The organism is Pseudonocardia sp. N23 (genome assembly GCF_002583555.1).
Classification (GTDB): domain Bacteria; phylum Actinomycetota; class Actinomycetes; order Mycobacteriales; family Pseudonocardiaceae; genus Pseudonocardia.
This window is the reverse complement of sequence record NZ_BEGX01000114.1, coordinates 442,503-460,129: the sequence shown is the minus strand read 5'-3', so window position 1 is coordinate 460,129 and position 17,627 is coordinate 442,503. Positions and strand designations below refer to the sequence as shown.

General features: G+C 73.9%; 16 protein-coding genes and 1 pseudogene. 12 read left to right on the top strand and 5 right to left on the bottom strand.

What is annotated here, in order from left to right:
* Nucleotides 1-63 precede the first annotated feature (63 nt).
* The 6 genes from TOK_RS26500 (at nt 64) to TOK_RS26475 (ending at nt 7,279) form a co-directional block, all read left to right on the top strand.
* Complete coding sequence (locus TOK_RS26500; RefSeq protein ID WP_098960669.1) at nt 64-555, top strand: MarR family winged helix-turn-helix transcriptional regulator; 492 nt, start codon at nt 64-66, stop codon at nt 553-555.
* A 328-nt stretch (nt 556-883) separates the two neighbouring features.
* Nucleotides 884-1,222, top strand: coding sequence for a hypothetical protein (locus TOK_RS32965; RefSeq protein ID WP_098960668.1), 339 nt, complete (start codon nt 884-886; stop codon nt 1,220-1,222).
* Nucleotides 1,219-3,627 carry an NAD-dependent DNA ligase LigA gene (gene ligA, locus TOK_RS26490; RefSeq protein WP_253258649.1) on the top strand — a complete coding sequence of 803 codons (2,409 nt, stop codon included), beginning with the start codon at nt 1,219-1,221 and terminating at the stop codon, nt 3,625-3,627. The genes TOK_RS32965 and ligA overlap by 4 nt, the downstream gene beginning before the upstream one ends.
* Nucleotides 3,628-4,148: 521 nt before the next feature.
* On the top strand, nt 4,149-4,868 hold the full coding sequence (locus TOK_RS26485; RefSeq protein WP_098960666.1) for a 3-keto-5-aminohexanoate cleavage protein: 720 nt from the start codon (nt 4,149-4,151) through the stop codon (nt 4,866-4,868).
* A gap of 164 nt (nt 4,869-5,032) precedes the next feature.
* Complete coding sequence (locus tag TOK_RS26480; protein ID WP_098960665.1) at nt 5,033-6,097, top strand: ferredoxin reductase; 1,065 nt, start codon at nt 5,033-5,035, stop codon at nt 6,095-6,097.
* An 18-nt stretch (nt 6,098-6,115) separates the two neighbouring features.
* Nucleotides 6,116-7,279 carry an acyl-CoA desaturase gene (locus TOK_RS26475; RefSeq protein ID WP_098960664.1) on the top strand — a complete coding sequence of 388 codons (1,164 nt, stop codon included), beginning with the start codon at nt 6,116-6,118 and terminating at the stop codon, nt 7,277-7,279.
* Between the two features lie 96 nt (nt 7,280-7,375).
* On the opposite strand, the gene TOK_RS26470 is transcribed toward TOK_RS26475, so the two are convergent.
* Together TOK_RS26470 and TOK_RS26465 are read right to left on the bottom strand one after the other, a co-directional pair.
* A complete protein-coding gene (locus TOK_RS26470) occupies nt 7,376-8,527 on the bottom strand; it encodes a helix-turn-helix domain-containing protein (protein ID WP_098960663.1) in 1,152 nt (383 codons plus the stop codon).
* Nucleotides 8,528-9,187, bottom strand: coding sequence for an ACT domain-containing protein (locus tag TOK_RS26465; protein ID WP_098960662.1), 660 nt, complete (start codon nt 9,185-9,187; stop codon nt 8,528-8,530).
* A 347-nt stretch (nt 9,188-9,534) separates the two neighbouring features.
* On the opposite strand from TOK_RS26465, the gene gatC reads away from it, so the two are divergent.
* Genes gatC through gatB form a run of 3 tightly spaced genes read left to right on the top strand, consistent with a single transcriptional unit; the run spans nt 9,535 to nt 12,868 of the window.
* A complete protein-coding gene (gene gatC, locus TOK_RS26460; RefSeq protein ID WP_098960661.1) occupies nt 9,535-9,858 on the top strand; it encodes an Asp-tRNA(Asn)/Glu-tRNA(Gln) amidotransferase subunit GatC in 324 nt (107 codons plus the stop codon).
* Nucleotides 9,855-11,369, top strand: a complete 1,515-nt coding sequence (gene gatA, locus TOK_RS26455) for an Asp-tRNA(Asn)/Glu-tRNA(Gln) amidotransferase subunit GatA (RefSeq protein ID WP_098960660.1) — start codon at nt 9,855-9,857, stop codon at nt 11,367-11,369. The genes gatC and gatA overlap by 4 nt, the downstream gene beginning before the upstream one ends.
* Nucleotides 11,366-12,868 (top strand): Asp-tRNA(Asn)/Glu-tRNA(Gln) amidotransferase subunit GatB, encoded by a 1,503-nt coding sequence (gatB, locus tag TOK_RS26450; RefSeq protein ID WP_098960659.1) that lies wholly within the window; start codon nt 11,366-11,368, stop codon nt 12,866-12,868. Before gatA ends, gatB begins: the two co-directional genes overlap by 4 nt.
* Before the next feature lie 90 nt (nt 12,869-12,958).
* Here gatB and TOK_RS26445 read toward each other — a convergent pair.
* The 3 genes and pseudogenes from TOK_RS26445 to TOK_RS26435 all read right to left on the bottom strand — a co-directional run.
* Nucleotides 12,959-13,117 (bottom strand): annotated as a pseudogene (locus TOK_RS26445) (SDR family oxidoreductase); the annotation flags it as partial.
* A 33-nt stretch (nt 13,118-13,150) separates the two neighbouring features.
* Nucleotides 13,151-13,978: a hydroxypyruvate isomerase family protein gene (locus TOK_RS26440; RefSeq protein ID WP_098960658.1), complete on the bottom strand. Its 828-nt coding sequence runs from the start codon at nt 13,976-13,978 to the stop codon at nt 13,151-13,153.
* A gap of 33 nt (nt 13,979-14,011) precedes the next feature.
* The gene (locus tag TOK_RS26435; RefSeq protein ID WP_253258648.1) at nt 14,012-15,175 is read right to left on the bottom strand and encodes a sorbosone dehydrogenase family protein; all 1,164 of its coding nucleotides are present in this window, start codon (nt 15,173-15,175) and stop codon (nt 14,012-14,014) included.
* An 89-nt stretch (nt 15,176-15,264) separates the two neighbouring features.
* Here TOK_RS26435 and TOK_RS26430 point away from each other — a divergent pair, with 89 nt between their 5' ends.
* Genes TOK_RS26430 through TOK_RS26420 form a run of 3 tightly spaced genes read left to right on the top strand, consistent with a single transcriptional unit; the run spans nt 15,265 to nt 17,606 of the window.
* Nucleotides 15,265-16,182, top strand: a complete 918-nt coding sequence (locus TOK_RS26430; protein WP_098960657.1) for a 2-hydroxyacid dehydrogenase — start codon at nt 15,265-15,267, stop codon at nt 16,180-16,182.
* A gap of 54 nt (nt 16,183-16,236) precedes the next feature.
* Entirely contained in the window at nt 16,237-16,830 is a 594-nt protein-coding gene (locus tag TOK_RS26425) for a DoxX family protein (protein WP_098960656.1), read from the top strand.
* Nucleotides 16,827-17,606, top strand: coding sequence for a phosphotransferase (locus tag TOK_RS26420; RefSeq protein ID WP_172457795.1), 780 nt, complete (start codon nt 16,827-16,829; stop codon nt 17,604-17,606). Before TOK_RS26425 ends, TOK_RS26420 begins: the two co-directional genes overlap by 4 nt.
* Nucleotides 17,607-17,627: the final 21 nt, after the last annotated feature.

The window sequence follows — 17,627 nt, the reverse complement described above, 5'->3', positions numbered from 1 at the left end:
GTTCGAGACAATAGTTCGGGGTGAGATTCTTCGAGATCGAACGGTCGCGGGTAGGATGTGCCGATGAGCGACGCCGTCGACCGCATCGTCGAGCAGTGGCGCGCCGAGCGGGCGGACCTGCCGCTCGACGCGATGGCGACCCTCGGGCGGCTGGGCAGGCTGGCCGCGCTGGCCGGGCCGCGGATCGACGAGGTCTTCGCCCGCTTCGACCTCACCCACGGCGAGTTCGACGTCCTCGCCGCGCTGCGCCGCAGCGGATCCCCGTTCACGCTCACCCCGACCCTGCTCGCCCGCACGGTGATGCTCTCGCCCGCCGCGATGACCAACCGGCTCGACCGGCTGGAGAACGCCGGCCTCGTCGTCCGCGAGATCGACCCCGGCAACCGCCGCAGCATCCGCGTCAGCCTCACCGAAGCCGGGCGCACGCGGGTCGACGAGGCAGTCACCGAGCACGTCGCCAACGAGGAACGCCTGCTCTCGACGTTGTCGGCCGCCGATCGTCGTCGCCTCGACGACATCCTGCGCCGGCTGCTCGCGGGCCTCGAAACCCTGTGACGCGGCGCGGTGGCGTCGTCGACTACTCCGGCAGGTGGTCCCGGGAGAACGATGCGGCAGAGGGACGCCGGCGTGATCCTCGCCAGGAGCGGGCGGTTCGGTTCCCGCGTGCCCTGAAGGAGTGCCCCGTGAAGATCGGAATCGGCCTGCCCGTCGAGCCCGGAGGCCCTGCTCGGCTGGGCTGCCCGCGCCGACGCCGGGCCGTTCACCATCCTCGGCCTGCTCGACCGCCGCGCTGCCCCGAGATACTGTCCGGCGCGTTCCGGCCCGGGTCACCCGGTCCGGCGACGGGTTGCTCTGCGCCGCGCCGCCGTCGTCGGCGGGTCCGGTGTTCGAGACGGTCGCCCGCTACTGGGAGGCAGCGGGCCGCTGCGGGGCACCGCGCAACGTCGCCCAGGTCAACGTGGCCCTCGGTCCGACCGCCGCCGCGGCCAGGGCCTCCATACGGGCGTACTACGGCTTCACCGGCGACACCGACCGGATGGTCGCCGGGCTGGTGACCGAGCCGGCGGCCCTGCGCGCGACGGTCCGGGCCTTCGCGGACCGGGGCGTCGACGAGGTCGTCTGCTACCACTGGCCGGGCAACCCGATCAGGTGGAGCGGCTCGCGGACCTGGGGCTCTCCTGACAGACACTGTCGGTGCGCGCCACTAACCTCTTGCGCGTGAGCACCGACAGTCCCGCCGGCACCGCTCCCCGTCCCGCGCCCGACGCGGACCGGGAGCGGCACGCCGCGCTCGCCACCGAGATCGCCGACCACCAGTTCCGGTACTACGTGCTGGACGCGCCGGTCCTGTCCGACGGCCAGTTCGACGAGCTGTGGCGCGAGCTGGTCGGGCTGGAGGAGCGCTACCCGGACCTGATCACGGCGGACTCCCCGACGCAGAAGGTCGGCAGCCGGTTCGCCACCGAGTTCGTGGCGCACGACCACCTCGAGCGGATGCTCAGCCTCGACAACGCGTTCAGCGCCGACGAGCTGCGTGGCTGGGCAGAGCGCGTCGGCCGCGAGGTGGGCGCCGACGCGCACTACCTGTGCGAGCTGAAGATCGACGGACTCGCCGTGAACCTGTTGTACGAGAATGGGAAGCTGGTCCGCGCGCTCACCCGGGGCGACGGGCGCACCGGCGAGGACGTCACGCTCAACATGCGCACGCTCGCCGAGGTCCCCGAGATGCTCACCGGTACCGCCGAGTTCCCCGTGCCGGAGCTCGTCGAGGTGCGCGGCGAGGTCTACTTCCGGCTGGAGGACTTCCAGGCGCTCAACGCCTCGCTCGTCGAGGCCGGCAAGCCGCCGTTCGCCAACCCGCGCAACACCGCGGCGGGCTCGTTGCGGCAGAAGGACCCGCGGGTCACCGGATCGCGCAACCTCCGCCTCATCTGCCACGGCCTCGGCAAGCGCGAGGGTTTCAACCCCGAACGGCTGTCCCAGGCCTACGACGCGTTGCGCACCTGGGGACTGCCGGTCTCCGAGCGGACGAAGATCGTGCAGGGCATCGACGACGTCGTCGCCCACGTCGAGTACTGGGGCGAGCACCGCCACGACATCGAGCACGAGATCGACGGCGTCGTCGTCAAGGTCGACGAGGTGGCCCTGCAGCGTCGGCTCGGTGCCACGTCGCGGGCGCCGCGCTGGGCGATCGCGTTCAAGTACCCGCCCGAGGAGGTCACGACGAAGCTCCTCGACATCCAGGTCAACGTCGGGCGGACCGGGCGGGTCACCCCGTTCGCGTTCATGGAGCCGGTCGTCGTGGCCGGGTCGACCGTCTCGCTCGCGACGCTGCACAACGCCGACGAGGTCCGCCGCAAGGGCGTGCTCATCGGCGACCGGGTCGTCATCCGCAAGGCGGGCGACGTCATCCCCGAGGTGCTCGGCCCGATCATCGACGTCCGCGACGGCACCGAGCGCGCGTTCGTGATGCCGACGCACTGCCCCGAGTGCGGCACCGAGCTGGCACAGCAGAAGGCCGGCGACGTCGACATCCGCTGCCCCAACGCCCGGTCCTGCCCCGCGCAGCTGCGGGAGCGGCTGTTCCACATCGCCGGTCGTGGCGCGTTCGACATCGAAGCTCTCGGCTACAAGGCGGCGACCGCCCTGCTCGAGGCAGGCGTGGTCACCGACGAGGGCGACGTCTTCTCGCTCACGGAGGAGGACCTGCTGCAGGTCGACCTCTTCCGCACCAAGGCCGGCGTGCTCAGCGCCAACGGCCGCAAGCTGCTCGACAACCTCGAGAAGGCCAAGGACCGGCCGCTCTGGCGGGTGCTCGTCGGCTTGTCGATCCGGCACGTCGGGCCCACCGCGGCGCAGGCGCTCGCGCGGGAGTTCGGGTCGCTGGAGGCCATCGAGGAGGCCGCCGCGCGGGCCGCCGAGGAGACCGCGAAGGCCGGTGTGGAGATCACCTCCGACGGCTCGTCGGACGAGCCCGACGCCGACTTCGTCCCCGACGTGGACTCAGTCCCCGACGCGGTCGAGGAGCCCGACGCGGTCGAGGAGCCCGACGCGGTCGAGGAGCCCGCCGCGGCCGGCGACTCCGGGGCCGGTGACTCCGGGGCCGACGCCGGGGCGGACGCCGCCGAGGCCGCAGCAGTGGCCGCGGCCAAGGCCGAGCGGGACGCGACCCGCGCCCGTGCCAAGGCCGTCGCGGCAGCGCTGGCCCCGATCGCGGGCGGCGAGGGGGTCGGCCCGACGATCGCCGCCGCGCTGCGCGACTGGTTCACCGTCGACTGGCACCGCGACGTCGTGGCCAAGTGGCGTGCGGCGGGGGTGCGCACGGTCGACGAGGTCGACGCGTCGATCCCGCGCACGCTCGACGGGCTCTCGATCGTGATCACCGGGTCGATGGCGGGTTGGTCGCGCGACGAGGCCAAGGAGGCCATCGCCGCGCGCGGGGGCAGGGCCGCGGGCTCGGTGTCGAAGAAGACGGCGTTCCTCGTCGCCGGTGACGCACCGGGCTCCAAGTACGACAAGGCCCTCGAGCTGGGCGTCCCGATCCTCGACGAGGCGGGCCTCGGCGTGCTCCTCGCCTCGGGGCCGGAGGAGGCCGAGAAGGTCGCGACCCTCGCCCCCACCGACTGACGCAGCCCGCCGGGTTCGAGTGGGACCGGTGTCCGGCGGTCGCGACCAGTCCCACGTCGAGGTCGACGTCCGTCGGTCGCCAGCCCGGCGCGCTCGGGTCCGCGCCGGGCAACAGGGAAGCAGCGCTGAGGCCGCGTCGGTCTCGCGCGCAACCTGACGGCTGTGCATCGGTCCGGGGGAGCAGTGAGGCGGAGGGCCGGCAGCGGTCCCGGGGCTCTGCAGGGCCACGAGGCGACCTCGCGGGGCGCCGGAGGGCGGCGTGAGCCGTCCGTGCGGACAGGCGTCGTCGGGGGTGTCCGATGCGGCGTCGGCGGGTGCGCGGGCGGACTGCGCCGGACCGATGACGACGCCCGGAGCCGAACGGGCGCAGCGACTGAACCGGTTCGGTCACGTCCGGGTTCGACCCGGCGCGGCCGGGCGACGGCGGGGCCGGGATGTGATCGACTGTCGGGGCGCGGCTCGATCACGTCGCGGGCGGCCCGGCACTCGCTAGGCTCGCGCTGACGAGGGAGGGTCCGAGGGTGTTGCAGGCGGTTCTCAACGGCTCGCGTCCGGCCGACGCGCACCCCGCGCTGCCCATCCAGGCCCGGCATCTCGCGCGCGACGCCCGCGCAGTCGCCCGCCTCGGTCTCACCGCGGTGCACGTGCACCCCCGTGACGCCGACGGCGAGGAGACCCTGGACCCCGTGCACGTCGGGGACGCGGTGGCGCTGATCCGCCACGAGGTCCCGAACATGGAGATCGGCGTGACCACGGGCCGCTGGATCCAGCCGGACCCGCGCAAGCGGATCGACGCGGTCCTGGCCTGGGGGCGGCTCGACCACGGCCGGCCCGACGTGTGCTCGGTGAACGTCCACGAGAAGGGCTGGGTCGACGTCTGCAAGGCGGCGGCGTCGGTCGGGATCGGTGTGGAGCTCGGCGTCTGGACGATGGGCGACGCCGTGACGCTGCGGCAGAACGGAGTGCCACCGTCGACGGTGCGGGTGCTGGCGGAGTCGACGGTCTCCGACCCGGCGACGGCGGTGGCGGAGGCGGTGCGGATCCTGCGGGCGCTGGGGTCGCTGCCGGTGCCGGTGATGCTGCACGGCGAGGAGGACGGCGCGTGGCCGGTCCTGGAGTACGCGCTGCGGATGGGCAAGGACACCCGGATCGGTTTCGAGGACGTCCTGGTACGCCCCGACGGGTGGCTGGCGACCGGGAACGACGATCTCGTGAGGTCTGCGCTGAGCTTCCGCCCCTGACCCGTGTGGACGGTGTTCATGCAGGTCAGAGCGTTGTGTCGGGTGGCACGCGATGACCCCGGTCACGGCGTTGTGGTGGCTTGTGGCTCCTGCAACAGTTTCCGTTATCTCGCCGTTGCCTACGGCGTGGACCCCGTAGGAGGGGTCTCCCTACCGTCGAAGGCATGGCTCCCCTCGCACGTCGCGTCCTGGCCGCGGCCCGCGCGTTGACGACGCCGCTGTTGCCGGAGGACTTCGTGTCCGTCTGGCGGCCGCTGCGCTCGAAGCGCGCGCCGGGGGCCCGGGTCGTCGACGTCCGCCACGAGACCGGGGACGCGACGACGCTGCTGCTGCGCCCCGGCGCGCCCCTGCCGGCCCACCGGCCCGGCCAGTTCGTAGGCCTGGGAGTGCAGGTCGACGGTGTGTGGACGTGGCGCAGCTACTCGATCACGTCACGCCCCGGTGACCCGCTGCTGGCCGTCACCGTCACCGCGGTGCCGGGCGGCCTGGTGTCGACACGGCTCGCGCACGGCACGCGGCCGGGGACGCTCGTACGCATCTCCGAGCCGGCGGGCGACTTCACGCTGCCGGCCGCCACCCCCGAGAAGCTGCTGTTCGTGACCGCGGGCAGCGGCATCACGCCGGTCATGGGCATGCTCCGGACGCTGGCGGCCACCCAGCCGGCCGTGCTCGAGGGCGCCGTCCACGTGCACAGCGACCGTACCGCCGCCGACGTCGTGTTCGGGCCGGAGCTGCGGGCCGTCGCGGCGCGGACCGGGCTGCGGCTCGTCGAGCGGCACACGGCGACGGCGGGCCGTCTCGATCCCGACTCGCTCACCGACCTGGTGCCCGACTGGGCCGCCCGTGAGGCGTGGGCCTGCGGGCCCACCGAGATGCTCGACGACCTGACTGACCACTGGGCGCGGGCGGGTGACCCGGCGGCGTTGCACGTCGAACGTTTCCGTCCGCCGACCTGGGACGACGCCACCGGCACCGGTGGCCGCGTCACGTTCGCGGCCAGCGGGGTCAGCGCCGACGCCGCGGAGGGCCAGCCGCTGATGGCCGCCGGGGAGGCCGCGGGGGCGCTGCTGCCCGCGGGCTGCCGCATGGGCATCTGCCACACGTGTGTCGGTCCGCTGCGCTCCGGCGCCGTGCGTGACCTGATCACCGGCGACACGCACGACACCGCGGGCGAGGCCGTCCGCACCTGCGTCTCCGCTCCGCTCGGCGACGTCACCATCGATCTCTAGAGCATCCGTAGGAGAACCGTGCCCACAAGGAACGGCGTCGCCGACGCCCACCTGACCGACGAGCAGATCGACGCCCTGGGCGAGGAGCTCGACGCGATCCGGGCCGGCGTCGTCGACACGCTCGGCGAGGCCGACGCCCACTACATCCGCACCGTTGTGCGTGTGCAGCGCGGGCTGGAGGCCGGCGGCCGCACGCTGCTGCTGTTCTCGCGCGTGCCCGCGGCGTGGGTGGCCGGGACCGCGGCGCTGTCCGTCGCGAAGATCCTGGAGAACATGGAGCTGGGCCACAACATCCTGCACGGCCAGTGGGACTGGATGCGTGACCCCGACATCCACTCGACGACGTGGGAGTGGGACCACGCGTCCCCGTCGGAGATGTGGAAGCGCTCGCACAACTACGAGCACCACACGTTCACGAACGTGCGTGGCAAGGACCGCGACCTGGGGTACGCGATCATGCGGATCACCCCGGAGCAGCCGTGGCACCCCGCCTACCTGCTGCAGCCGATCTACAACCTCGGGCTGTCGGCGTTCTTCGAGTGGGCCATCGCGATCTACGACATCGAGTTCGACCGCGTCCAGGAGGGCACGAAGTCCTGGGACGAGGCCAAGGCCGAGATGAAGACGATCTGGCGCAAGGCCCGTAAGCAGCTCGCCAAGGACTACATCCTGTTCCCGCTGCTGTCGGGCCGCGGCGCGGTGTCGACGCTGACCGCGAACGCCACCGCCGCGCTGGTGCGCAACGTGTGGTCGCACGCGGTGATCTTCTGCGGGCACTTCCCGGACGGCGTCGAGACCTTCGACGAGGCGCGCCTGGACGGCGAGAGCCGCGGGCAGTGGTACATCCGGCAGCTGCTGGGTTCGGCGAACCTCACCGGCGGCCCGCTGTTCCACATCATGACCGGCAACCTGAGCCACCAGATCGAGCACCATCTGTTCCCCGACGTGCCGAGCAACCGCTACCACGAGATCGCGCCGCTGGTGCGGGACGTGTGCCGGCGCTACGGGCTGCCCTACAGCGCGGGGTCGCTGCCGCGGCAGTACGGCACGGTGCTGCGCCGGCTGGCGCGGCTGGCGTTCCCGGGTGGACACAAGCGCTACGGCGGCTCCCCGGCACCGGTGCGCAAGCTGCGTCCCCGCACGGGCGTGCGCCTGCCCCCGGTGACGCGCCGCGCGGCCTGACCGCCCCAGAAACCCACGAACGGCACAGTGGCCACGAACGGCACAGTGGCGCAGTCCAGTTGCGCGACTGTGCCGGTCGGTCGGCTCCGGCAGGGCTCAGCGGCCGCCGCCCTCGCAGGCGCGCAGGGCGAGGGTGAGCTCCAGGCGGCGGATCGGGTCGTCGAGGGCGTCACCGAACACGTCGCGCAGCCCGGCGAGGCGGTAGCGGACGGTCTGCGGGTGCACGTGCAGGGACGCCGCGGTGGCGGTGACGTCGCCGTGCGCGTCGAGCCACGCCCGCAGCGTCTCCTCGGCGCGTGAGCCGGCGCCCGCGGGCAGGGCACGCAGGGGCGCGAGGGCGCGGTCGCACAGGTCGGTGGTGAGCCCGGCGTCGGCGGCGAGCAGCAGGGTGACGAGATGGTCGTCGGCGCGCACCACGGGCCGGTCACCCAGGGTGCCCGCGACGTGCAGCGGCCAGGCGGCGCGGGCACGGGCGACGGAGCGGGCGACGTCACCGGGTGCGACGGCCGGCCCGAGGACGGCGCGGCGTCCACGGACGGCGCGGCGCACGACGTCGGCGAGGTCGTCGCGGTCGCCGTGGAGCACGACGCCGAGCGGCTCGATCCGGGCTCCGACGGCACCGGGCAGCCGGCCAGCGATCTCGACGGCGTCGTCGACGACCACGGGGACGATCGAGGTGGGCAGCGTCCAGCCGGCCGCGGCGGCGGCGCGGTCGAGCTCGGCGGTCGTGGGGGGCGGGGTGCGCAGCAGCAGCTCGACGAGCTCCTGGCGGCGCGCCCGCAAGGACCCGGCGACCGTGGCCTCGGCATGTGCCCACCCGACCACCGAGGCGGCGGAGAGCTGCTCGATGAACCCGAACAGCGCCTCGGCGAGGGCGAAGACGTCGTCGGGTTCGAGGCGGCGGGCGGTCTCGCCCCGGGTGATGGCCTGCCAGACGCTCCGGCTGCCGACCTGGTACGCGGCCTGCAGCGCCGCGAGGGTGCGGCCCTCGCGGTGCTCGACGAGGCCCAGGTCGTGGTAGACGCGGGTGTCGGGCAGGTCGGCCTCGGAGCCGAGGAGGGCGACGAACTGTCGCAGGGCGACGGTGACGCCACGGGTGATGCGCTCGCCGAAGCGGCCCTCGAGCGGGCGGGCGTACTCGGGGACCTGGGCGCGGACGGCGGCGATGATCGAGTCGGCCGCGGCGAGCAGGTCGGGGGCCAGTGCCGGACCGACCCATCCGGGCACGTGCGCCCAGGGCCGGTCCATCTAGCCGCCCAGCACCGAGGTGACGATCCCGGCGAGGTGGCTCAGCCGGGCCAGCTCCGACGCCCGGAACGCGGGGCCACCGGGCCGGCCGACGACGAGCACCTGCAGCACCGACGCCGCACCGAGCGGCGCGGCGGCGAGCTCGGTGTCGAGCGCCCGCCACGGGTCGGGGACCCAGTGCTTCTCGGGGTCGATGACGATGGCCTTGGCCAGCGGCAGCCACGGCAGGTCGCCCGCGCGGGTCTCGGGTGCGGCCGACGACTCGGCGAGCCGCCACGACCGCGTCCCCTCGCGGACGGCGACCAGCGCCCAGCCGGCGCGGAACAGCCGCGGCACCTCCTCGGCGAGCAGCTGCAGGCCGTGAGCGGGTTCGCCGGCGATGCGGTCGACGAGCTCCAGCTCGCGGTGGGTGTCGAGACGCCCGGAGTAGGGCCGCACGGACTCCACCTGCACGTCGCGGACCGACTCGGCCGCGGTGATGAGCACGTCCGGCGGGCGGCCGGAGGGGAGCTCGACGGTGAGGTCGTCGACGGCGATCCCGTCGACGCGTTCGACGACGTCGACACCCAGGATGTCCGCACCGGCCTCGCCGAGGGCGGATGCGACCGCTCCGAGACTGCCCGGTCGATCCGGCAGCACCACGCGGAGCAAGAACGTCACCCGGTCATGCCTCCTCACCTGGCCCACGCGACCCCGATGGCCGGGCGGGGCGCCGCGCGCGCCCCAGGGGTGTGCCCCGTTGGCGGCCGACGCGGCACATCGGCGATCCTGCCAGGCGCGGCCGGGTCCCACAGCACCCACCGTGGCGTGACGCGTGTGACGTAACGTGCCGCTGCGGTCGCGGGGCGTGCCGATCCGGTGGTCGCGGGTGCGCGGGAACCCGGTCGACGGGGGGTCCTAGACTCGGCATCAGGCCCGGTCGTGACGCCGCGCGCCGGGTGGCTCCGGCTGCCGCGAGCGTTCGCAGCCCGCGTGGGCACCGATCCGTCGTTGCACCCTGGAGGGACATGTCTCCCGATTCCCCGTCGTCCGGCGGGGCCATCACCCGTGACGAGGTAGCGCACCTCGCGCGGCTGGCCCGCCTCGCCGTGACCGACGACGAGCTGGGCGTGTTCGCCGGCCAGCTCGACGTGATCCTCGGCGCGGTCGCCCGGGTGGGCGAGGTCGCGGCCGACGACATCCCGCCGACGTCGCACTCCGTCCCGCTGGAGAACGTGTTCCGGCCCGACGAGCGCCGCCCGAGCCTCACGCAGGAGCAGGCGCTGTCCGGGGCTCCGGCGGCGGAGGGCGGCCGTTTCCGCGTCCCGCAGATCCTCGGGGAGGAGCAGTGAACGACGATCTGACGCGCCTCTCCGCCGCGGAGCTGGCCACCAGGATCCACTCGCGCGAGGTGTCGGCCGTCGAGGCCGCGCAAGCGCACCTGGACCGGATCGAGGCCGTCGACGGCGACGTGCACGCGTTCCTGCACGTCGGGGCCCAGGCGGCGCTGGAGTCGGCCACGCTGGTCGACGAGTCGCTCGCCGCCGGCACGGCCCCGGCATCGCCGCTGGCCGGCGTCCCGCTGGCGCTCAAGGACGTCCTGACGACGACGGACATGCCGACCACCGTCGGCTCCCGGATCCTCGAGGGCTGGCGGCCGCCGTACGACGCGACGGTGACGTCGCGGCTGCGCGCCGCGGGCATCACGATCCTGGGCAAGACGAACATGGACGAGTTCGCGATGGGCTCGTCGACGGAGTACTCGGCCTACGGGCCGACGCACAACCCATGGGCGCTCGACCGGATCCCGGGTGGTTCGGGCGGCGGCTCGGCGGCGGCGCTGGCGGCGTTCGAGGCGCCGCTGGCGATCGGCACCGACACCGGCGGCTCGATCCGCCAGCCGGCGTCGATGACCGGCACGGTCGGGGTGAAGCCCACCTACGGCGGGGTGTCGCGGTACGGGCTGGTGGCGTGCGCGTCGTCGCTCGACCAGGCCGGCCCCTGCGCCCGCACGGTTCTCGACGCGGCGCTGCTGCACGAGATCATCGGCGGGCACGACCCGCTGGACTCGACGTCGATCGACGCACCCGTGCCGGCCGTCGTCGAGGCCGCCCGCCGCGGTGCCGAGGGCGACCTGCGGGGCCTGCGCGTCGGTGTCGTCCGCGAGCTGACCGGCGAGGGCTACCAGGCCGGCGTCCAGGAGAACTTCGACGCCGCGCTGCGCGAGCTGGAGAAGCTGGGCGCGGAGGTCGTCGAGGTCAGCGCCCCGCACTTCCAGTACGGGCTCGCCGCGTACTACCTGATCCTGCCGAGCGAGGTGTCGTCGAACCTCGCGCGGTTCGACGCCATGCGGTACGGGCTGCGCGTCGACAAGGGCGCCAGCGCGGAGGAGGTCATGGCCGCGACCCGCGAGGCCGGCTTCGGCCCCGAGGTCAAGCGCCGCATCATCCTCGGCACGTACGCGCTGTCGTCGGGCTACTACGACGCCTACTACGGCCAGGCCCAGAAGGTGCGGACGCTGATCAGCCGCGACTTCGCCGCTGCCTTCGAGCAGGCCGACGTGCTGGTCAGCCCCACCGCGCCGACGACGGCGTTCCCCATCGGGGACAAGGTCGACGACCCGCTGGCCATGTACCTCAACGACCTCGCCACGATCCCGACCAACCTCGCCGGGACGGCCGCGATGTCGGTGCCGAGTGGCGTCGCCGCCGAGGACGGGCTGCCCACGGGACTGCAGATCATGGCCCCCGCACTGGGCGAGGCCGTCATGTACCGGGTGGGCGCGGCATACGAGGCGGCCCGCGACGCCGCCGACGGGTCCGCATTCGCCACCCGGGCTCCCGAGCTGGAGGTGCGGGCATGAGCGCCCCGACGCTGGTCGACTTCGACGACGTCGTCGACCGCTACGACCCGATGCTGGGTCTCGAGGTCCACGTCGAGCTGTCGACGAACACCAAGATGTTCTGCGGTTGCCCCACCGAGTTCGGCGCCGAGCCCAACACGCAGGTCTGCCCGACGTGCCTGGGCCTGCCCGGTTCGCTGCCGGTGGTCAACCGCACCGCGGTCGAGTCGGCCATCCGCATCGGGCTGGCGCTGAACTGCGACATCGCGCCGTGGGGCCGGTTCGCGCGGAAGAACTACTTCTACCCGGACATGCCGAAGAACTTCCAGACGTCGCAGTACGACGAGCCCATCGCCGTGAACGGGCACCTCGACGTGACGCTGGAGGACGGCACCGTGGTGCGCGTCGAGATCGAGCGCGCGCACATGGAGGAGGACACGGGGAAGTCGCTGCACGTCGGTGGCGCCACCGGTCGCATCCACGGCGCCGAGTACTCGCTGCTCGACTACAACCGCGCGGGCGTCCCGCTGATCGAGATCGTCACGAAGATGATCCCCGACACCGGTGCCCGCGCCCCGGAGGTGGCCCGCGCCTACGTCACCGCGCTGCGCGACCTGATCCGTTCGCTCGGCGTCTCCGACGTCCGCATGGACCAGGGCTCGATGCGCTGCGACGTGAACCTGTCGCTGTCCCCGCGCGGGAGCGGGATCCTGGGTACCCGTAGCGAGACCAAGAACGTCAACTCGCTGCGTTCGGTCGAGCGGGCCGTCCGCTACGAGATGTCGCGCCACGCGGGCGTGCTCGACGCGGGCGACAAGGTCGTCCAGGAGACCCGGCACTTCCAGGAGGACACCGCATCCACCCGGTCGGGCCGGATCAAGGAGACCTCGGAGGACTACAGGTACTTCCCGGAGCCCGACCTGGTCCCGATCGCGCCGTCGGCGGAGTGGGTCGAGGAGCTGCGCGGCACCCTGCCCGAGCTGCCCTGGGAGCGGCGCGCCCGCATCCAGCGGGAGTGGGGGCTCTCCGACGCCGAGCTGCGCGACCTGGTCAACGCCGAGGCGCTCGACCTGGTCGCCGCGACCGTCGACGCCGGGGCCCCCTCGGGCGACGCCCGCTCGTGGTGGGTGTCGTACCTGTCGCAGCAGGCCAACACCCGCGGGGTCGTGCTCGACGCGCTGCCGATCACCCCGGCCCAGCTGGCCCGGGTCATCGAGCTGGTGACGTCGGGGGAGCTGAACAACAAGCTCGCCCGCCAGGTCGTCGACGGCGTGCTGGAGGGCGAGGGCGAGCCCGACGAGGTCGTCGCGAAGCGTGGGCTGGCGGTCGTCTCCGACGACGGCGCGCTCATCGCCGCCGTCGACGAGGCCCTGGCCGCGCAGCCCGACGTCGCGGAGAAGATCCGCGGCGGCAAGGTCGCGGCGGCCGGCGCGATCGTCGGTGCGGTCATGAAGGCCACCAAGGGCCAGGCCGACGCCAAGCGGGTCCGCGAGCTGATCATCGAGCGCTGCGGAGCCTGACCCTTCTGCAGCAACGGCACTGTCCCGCAACCCGGGTGCGGGACAGTGCCGTTCCTGCTGTCGGGAGGACCGCCCCGTCGCCGGTCGCGGTCAGGGCAGGATCGCGTCGACGTAGCCGCCGTCGACGCGGACCGCCCCACCCGTCGTCGCCGAGGCCAGGTCCGAGCTGAGGGGGACGACCATGTTCGCGATCTCCTCGGGCTCGATGAGCCGCCGCAGCAGCGACTGCGGGCGGTGCTCGAGCATGAACCGGTGCCGTTCGTCCGGGGCCGTGCGTTCGGGTCAGGGGTGCAGCGGCTGCAGGTGCGCCACGCCGTCGAGCCAGCCCAGCGACTCCTCGGTCGGCACGGTCGGCGTGTACTCCGCGGCCACGGCACCGCGGTATCCCTTGTCCCACAGGCGGTCCACGACCGCCGGGACGTCGACGGTCCCCGTCCCCGGCTCACCGCGGCCCGGCGCGTCAGCGATCTGGACGTGTGAGATCAGCTCGACGTGCGCATCGACCGCGGCGAGGAGGTCGTCGCCGCTCGTCGTCAGATGGAAGGTGTCGAACAGGAACCCGACCGCCTCCCCACCCGCGTCGCGGACGGTCTCGACGACCCGCGCCGCGTCGGCCGCCGTCTCGACCGGGTAGGCGCCGTTGAGCCCACGACCGAGCGCCTCGACGAGCGCGGTGCCCCCGACCTCGCCGAGCCGGCGTGCGGCGAGCGCCAGGTTGGCGACGGCCGTCGCATCCTGCCCGGCCTCGGGGAGGTCGGGGCGGCGCTGGCCGTAGAGGGTGTTGAACACCGGGCAGCCGGTGCGCCGGGCGATGGCGACGACGGCGTCGAGGTTGGCGTCGAACTCCTCACGCCGGCCTGGGTCGGACGCGATGCCGCGGACCCCTGCGCCCAGGTCGCCGCCGAAGAGGTTGAGCCCGGCGAGGCGCAGCCCTGCCGACTCCAGCGCGTCGACCAGGAAGTCCTCGCCCCCGGGCGGGGGTGTGGCAGTGGGCCACGGCCACCAGGTCTCGACAGCGTCGAACCCTGCCGCCGCGGCGCGTGCGAACCGCTGCTCATAGGGGACCTCGGCGAACAGCAGGGAGATGTTGGCGACGAGCGGAAGGGTCACGTTCGCAGCTTCCCACCCGTTCCGAACGGGCGATCACGCCCGACTCGCGCCGCCGCCCGTCGGTGGCTGGATGCGGACGACGCGGTCGTCGTTGGGCTTCGGCGCCGCGCCCGCGCCGCCGTCCTTGTTGACCGTCCCCAGCCACAACAGGCCGTCGGGGCCCGGTGCGGTGGCGAAGAGGCGGCCGTAGGCGTCGGGCAGCAGGGTCTGCGGGTCGCCCGTGAAGGTGCCGTTCTCCCCGGGACGCAGTGCGAACAGCGACTTCGTGCCGGTCAGCGCGATGGCCAGCACCCCGGCGGTGGCGGTGCAGCCGGCGACGCCGGGCCGGTCGGGCCACGTCCACGCCGGCGCGGGCAGGGTGCCGGGGGTGACCCGGTGCAGGACGTCGCGGCCCGGGGCGCGGTCGGTGACCCAGGTGGTGCCGTCGGCGCCGGTGCACATGCCCTGCGGGCTGTTGAGTCCCGAGGCGTAGACGGCGGTGCCGCCGGGGTTGCCGGCCACGGGCCTGCCGAGGGTGTCGATGCGCAGGACCTTCCCGGCCAGCGAGGAAGGATCGGTGCTCGGACCGCCGGTGGCGACGAGCAGCGCGCCAGTCGCCGGGTCGACCCCGAGCGCGCCTCCGGGGCCACGGGGGATCCCGGTGAGCACGGGTTTGGGCGGCTCGCCCGCGGAGATGCGCACGACGCGCAGGTCGGTGCCGGTGGCGGCCAGGGCGTAGACGAGCTCGTCCTCGGCGTAGCTGGGGGAGAGCACGAGCCCGGCGAGGCCGCCCGCGGCGGCGTCGACGGAGACGGTGGCGACGACCTGCGGCGCGGTGCCCCGCTGCACACGCAGGACACGGCCGGTGGCGCGCTCGGCGACGAGGGCGGAGGTGGCGTCGGGCAGGACGGCGATGGCGGAGACCGGCCCGAGGCAGGTGGCGACGACCTGTGGATCCGGGTCGACGCAGCCCGCGGGCTGCTGCGGCGCGGAGCTCTGCGGCGGCTGGCTCCGGCCGCCGCCCGGGCTGCCGGGCGGGGGCGGCTGCTGGACCGAGGGCGGGCCGCCGAGCTCCCCGGAGTTCTCGACCTGGTCGGTCCAGGCCCGCTGCCCGTCGTCGGGGAAGTCGGCGCAGCCGGCGACGAGGACGAGCAGTGCGACGAGCATCACCCACAGCCCGCCGCCCCGACGCCCGCTGGCGACCCGACCGTGCCCCATGCCTCCAGGCTAGGGCGGCGCCGGTGATCCCCCCGTGAGTGCTGCCACCGGTGCTCGATCCCGGTGACCCGGCGGAATAGCGTGACGGCGTGCCTGACATCGACGTCCTGGTGTGTGACGAGGAGGGCCACGCGGCCCTCGAACAGCTCCCCGGGGTGCGCCCGGTCCACTACGACCCGGACGCGCCGCTCCCGCCCGAGGCGGCGACGGCCGAGATCCTGGTCCCGCCCTTCCTGTCCCCGGCCAGCGGCGTGAAGCTCGCCGAGCAGATGCCGGAGCTGCGGCTGGTCCAGCTGCTCACGGCGGGCGCGGAGATCTGGGTCGGCAACCTCGCCGAGGGTGTCGCGCTGTCGGACTGCAAGGGCGCGCACGGTGGCGCGACGGCGGAGTGGATCGTCGGCGCCCTGCTCGCGATCTACCGCGACTTCCCGGCCTTCCAGCGTGCGCAGGAGCAGGGCCGCTGGGACTACCACCGCACCGAGGAGCTCGACGGCAAGAGCGTGCTGGTCGTCGGCGCCGGCGACGTCGCAGCGCAGACGGTCGCGCGGCTGACGCCGTTCGGGGTGTCGACGACGCTCGTCGGGCGCCGGGCCCGTGACGGCGTGCACGGCATCGACGAGGTGTACGACCTGCTGCCGCACTGCGACGCCTGCGTCGTCATCGTCCCACTGACCGACGACACCCGCGGCCTGATCGACGCCCGTTTCCTCGCGGCGATGGCCGACGGCGCGGTCCTGGTCAACGCCGCGCGCGGCCCGGTGGCCGACACCGACGCGCTGGTGGCGGAGCTGACGTCGGGGCGGCTCCGGGCGGCGGTCGACGTCACCGACCCGGAGCCGCTGCCAGAGGGGCATCCGCTGTGGTCGGCGCCCGGGCTGCTGCTCACCCCGCACGTCGGCGGGAGCGTTCCCGGTGCGATGCGGCGCGCCTACGGGATCGCCGTGGAGCAGATCGCGGCGTTCGTCCGCGGGGAGGCGCCGCCGAACCTCGTGGAGAACGGTTACTGACACGCCGCCCCGGCTCGATCGACCGGTGACCTGCGACGACTACTGTTGCGCGACATGAGCGAACCGACCCGGTCGATCGACTTCGGGACCTTCGACTCCGAGCCCGCGACGTCGACGACCCGGCCGGAGCGGCGGCCGGTCCCCTCGAACGGCGCCGCGGACATCGGACTGCTGATCCTGCGTTTCGCCGTCGGCGGGCTTTTCCTCGCCCATGGCGCGCAGAAGGTCTTCGGGATGTGGGGCGGGCTGGGCATCACCCGGACCGCCGAGAACCTGGCGGCGTACGGGTTCGTCGCGCAGCAGACCAGCCTGGCCTGGGCGCTGGGGATCGTGGAGCTCGCGGCGGGCGCGTTCCTCGTCCTCGGGCTGTTCACCCCGCTCGCCGCGGCGGGCCTGCTGGCCATCAAGGTCGTGGCGCTGCTGGTCAAGGTGCCGGCGGTGTACTTCTTCGCGGCGCAGGCGCCCGACGCGATCGAGCTCGACATCCTGATGGGCGCGGGCGCCGCGACACTGCTGTTCGCGGGTGCGGGCCGGATCGCGCTCGACAACGGCCGGACCTGGTTGCGACGCCCGATGCCCTACGCGGTCGTCTGCCTCGTCGTGACGGTCGCGGTCGTCCTCGTGGTGATGCTGACGCTGCGGCGTTGATCCCCGACGACGTCTGGCTGCCGGCCCTCACCCGCCGCCGCGGCCCGCTGACCGTCACCGGCCGCGAGGTTCTGACCGGCGGATACGCGTCAGCGGGTGCGGAGCGCGTGGACCTGTCAGACGGGACGTCCGTCGTCGTCAAGGAGGCCGCGGCCCGCGAGGTGGCGGCGCTGCGGGCCGTCGCGGTGGTTCCGGCCCTCGACGAGCCCGTCCTGCTCGCCGCAGGCACCGGCTGGGTGGTCGTCCCGTTCCACGGCGGCGGCCCGCTCACCGACGACGAGCCCGTTCCCGCGACGGTGCTCACCGCGCTCGCGAACGTGCACGCGCACTGGCGCGGCAGGCGGCCGCGCACGGTCCCGGTCGCCGACGCCGCGTGGTGGCGCGAGCTGTGCCTGGAGCGGACCGCCCCGGCGGTCGACGCCCTCCCCGAGGTGGCGGACGTCGCGGAGGCGTTGCGTGCCTGGGCCGACGACCCCCGCGCGCTGCACGCCGCCACGGCGACCCCGCGCACCCTCACCCACGGCGACCCGCACCGCGGCAACGTCGTCGGCGGGCGGCTGATCGACTGGGGCAACGCCCGCGTCGCTCCCGCGGGCTTCGATCTCGCGGTGCTGCGCGCGCAGGGCACGGACGTGTCGACGGGGGACCCGGCCGAGGACGGCTGGTCCGACCTCGCGATGGCCGTCGCCTACCTGGGCTTCGCGGCCGACCACCTGGGCCCGGCACGCGTCCGGGAGCTGGCGGACATGGCGGAGGGGGGCCGACAGGCCCTGTGAGTGGCGATGGTCGCCATGGCG

Excerpts from the sequence above, each read along its gene's own strand:
- TOK_RS26435 (WP_253258648.1), bottom strand. The coding sequence starts at position 15,175 with ATGGGGCACGGTCGGGTCGCCAGCGGGCGTCGGGGCGGCGGGCTGTGG.
- gatC (WP_098960661.1), top strand. The coding sequence starts at position 9,535 with ATGTCTCCCGATTCCCCGTCGTCCGGCGGGGCCATCACCCGTGACGAG.
- gatB (WP_098960659.1), top strand. The coding sequence starts at position 11,366 with ATGAGCGCCCCGACGCTGGTCGACTTCGACGACGTCGTCGACCGCTAC.
- TOK_RS26425 (WP_098960656.1), top strand. The coding sequence starts at position 16,237 with ATGAGCGAACCGACCCGGTCGATCGACTTCGGGACCTTCGACTCCGAG.
- TOK_RS26470 (WP_098960663.1), bottom strand. The coding sequence starts at position 8,527 with ATGGACCGGCCCTGGGCGCACGTGCCCGGATGGGTCGGTCCGGCACTG.
- TOK_RS26480 (WP_098960665.1), top strand. The coding sequence starts at position 5,033 with ATGGCTCCCCTCGCACGTCGCGTCCTGGCCGCGGCCCGCGCGTTGACG.
- TOK_RS26500 (WP_098960669.1), top strand. The coding sequence starts at position 64 with ATGAGCGACGCCGTCGACCGCATCGTCGAGCAGTGGCGCGCCGAGCGG.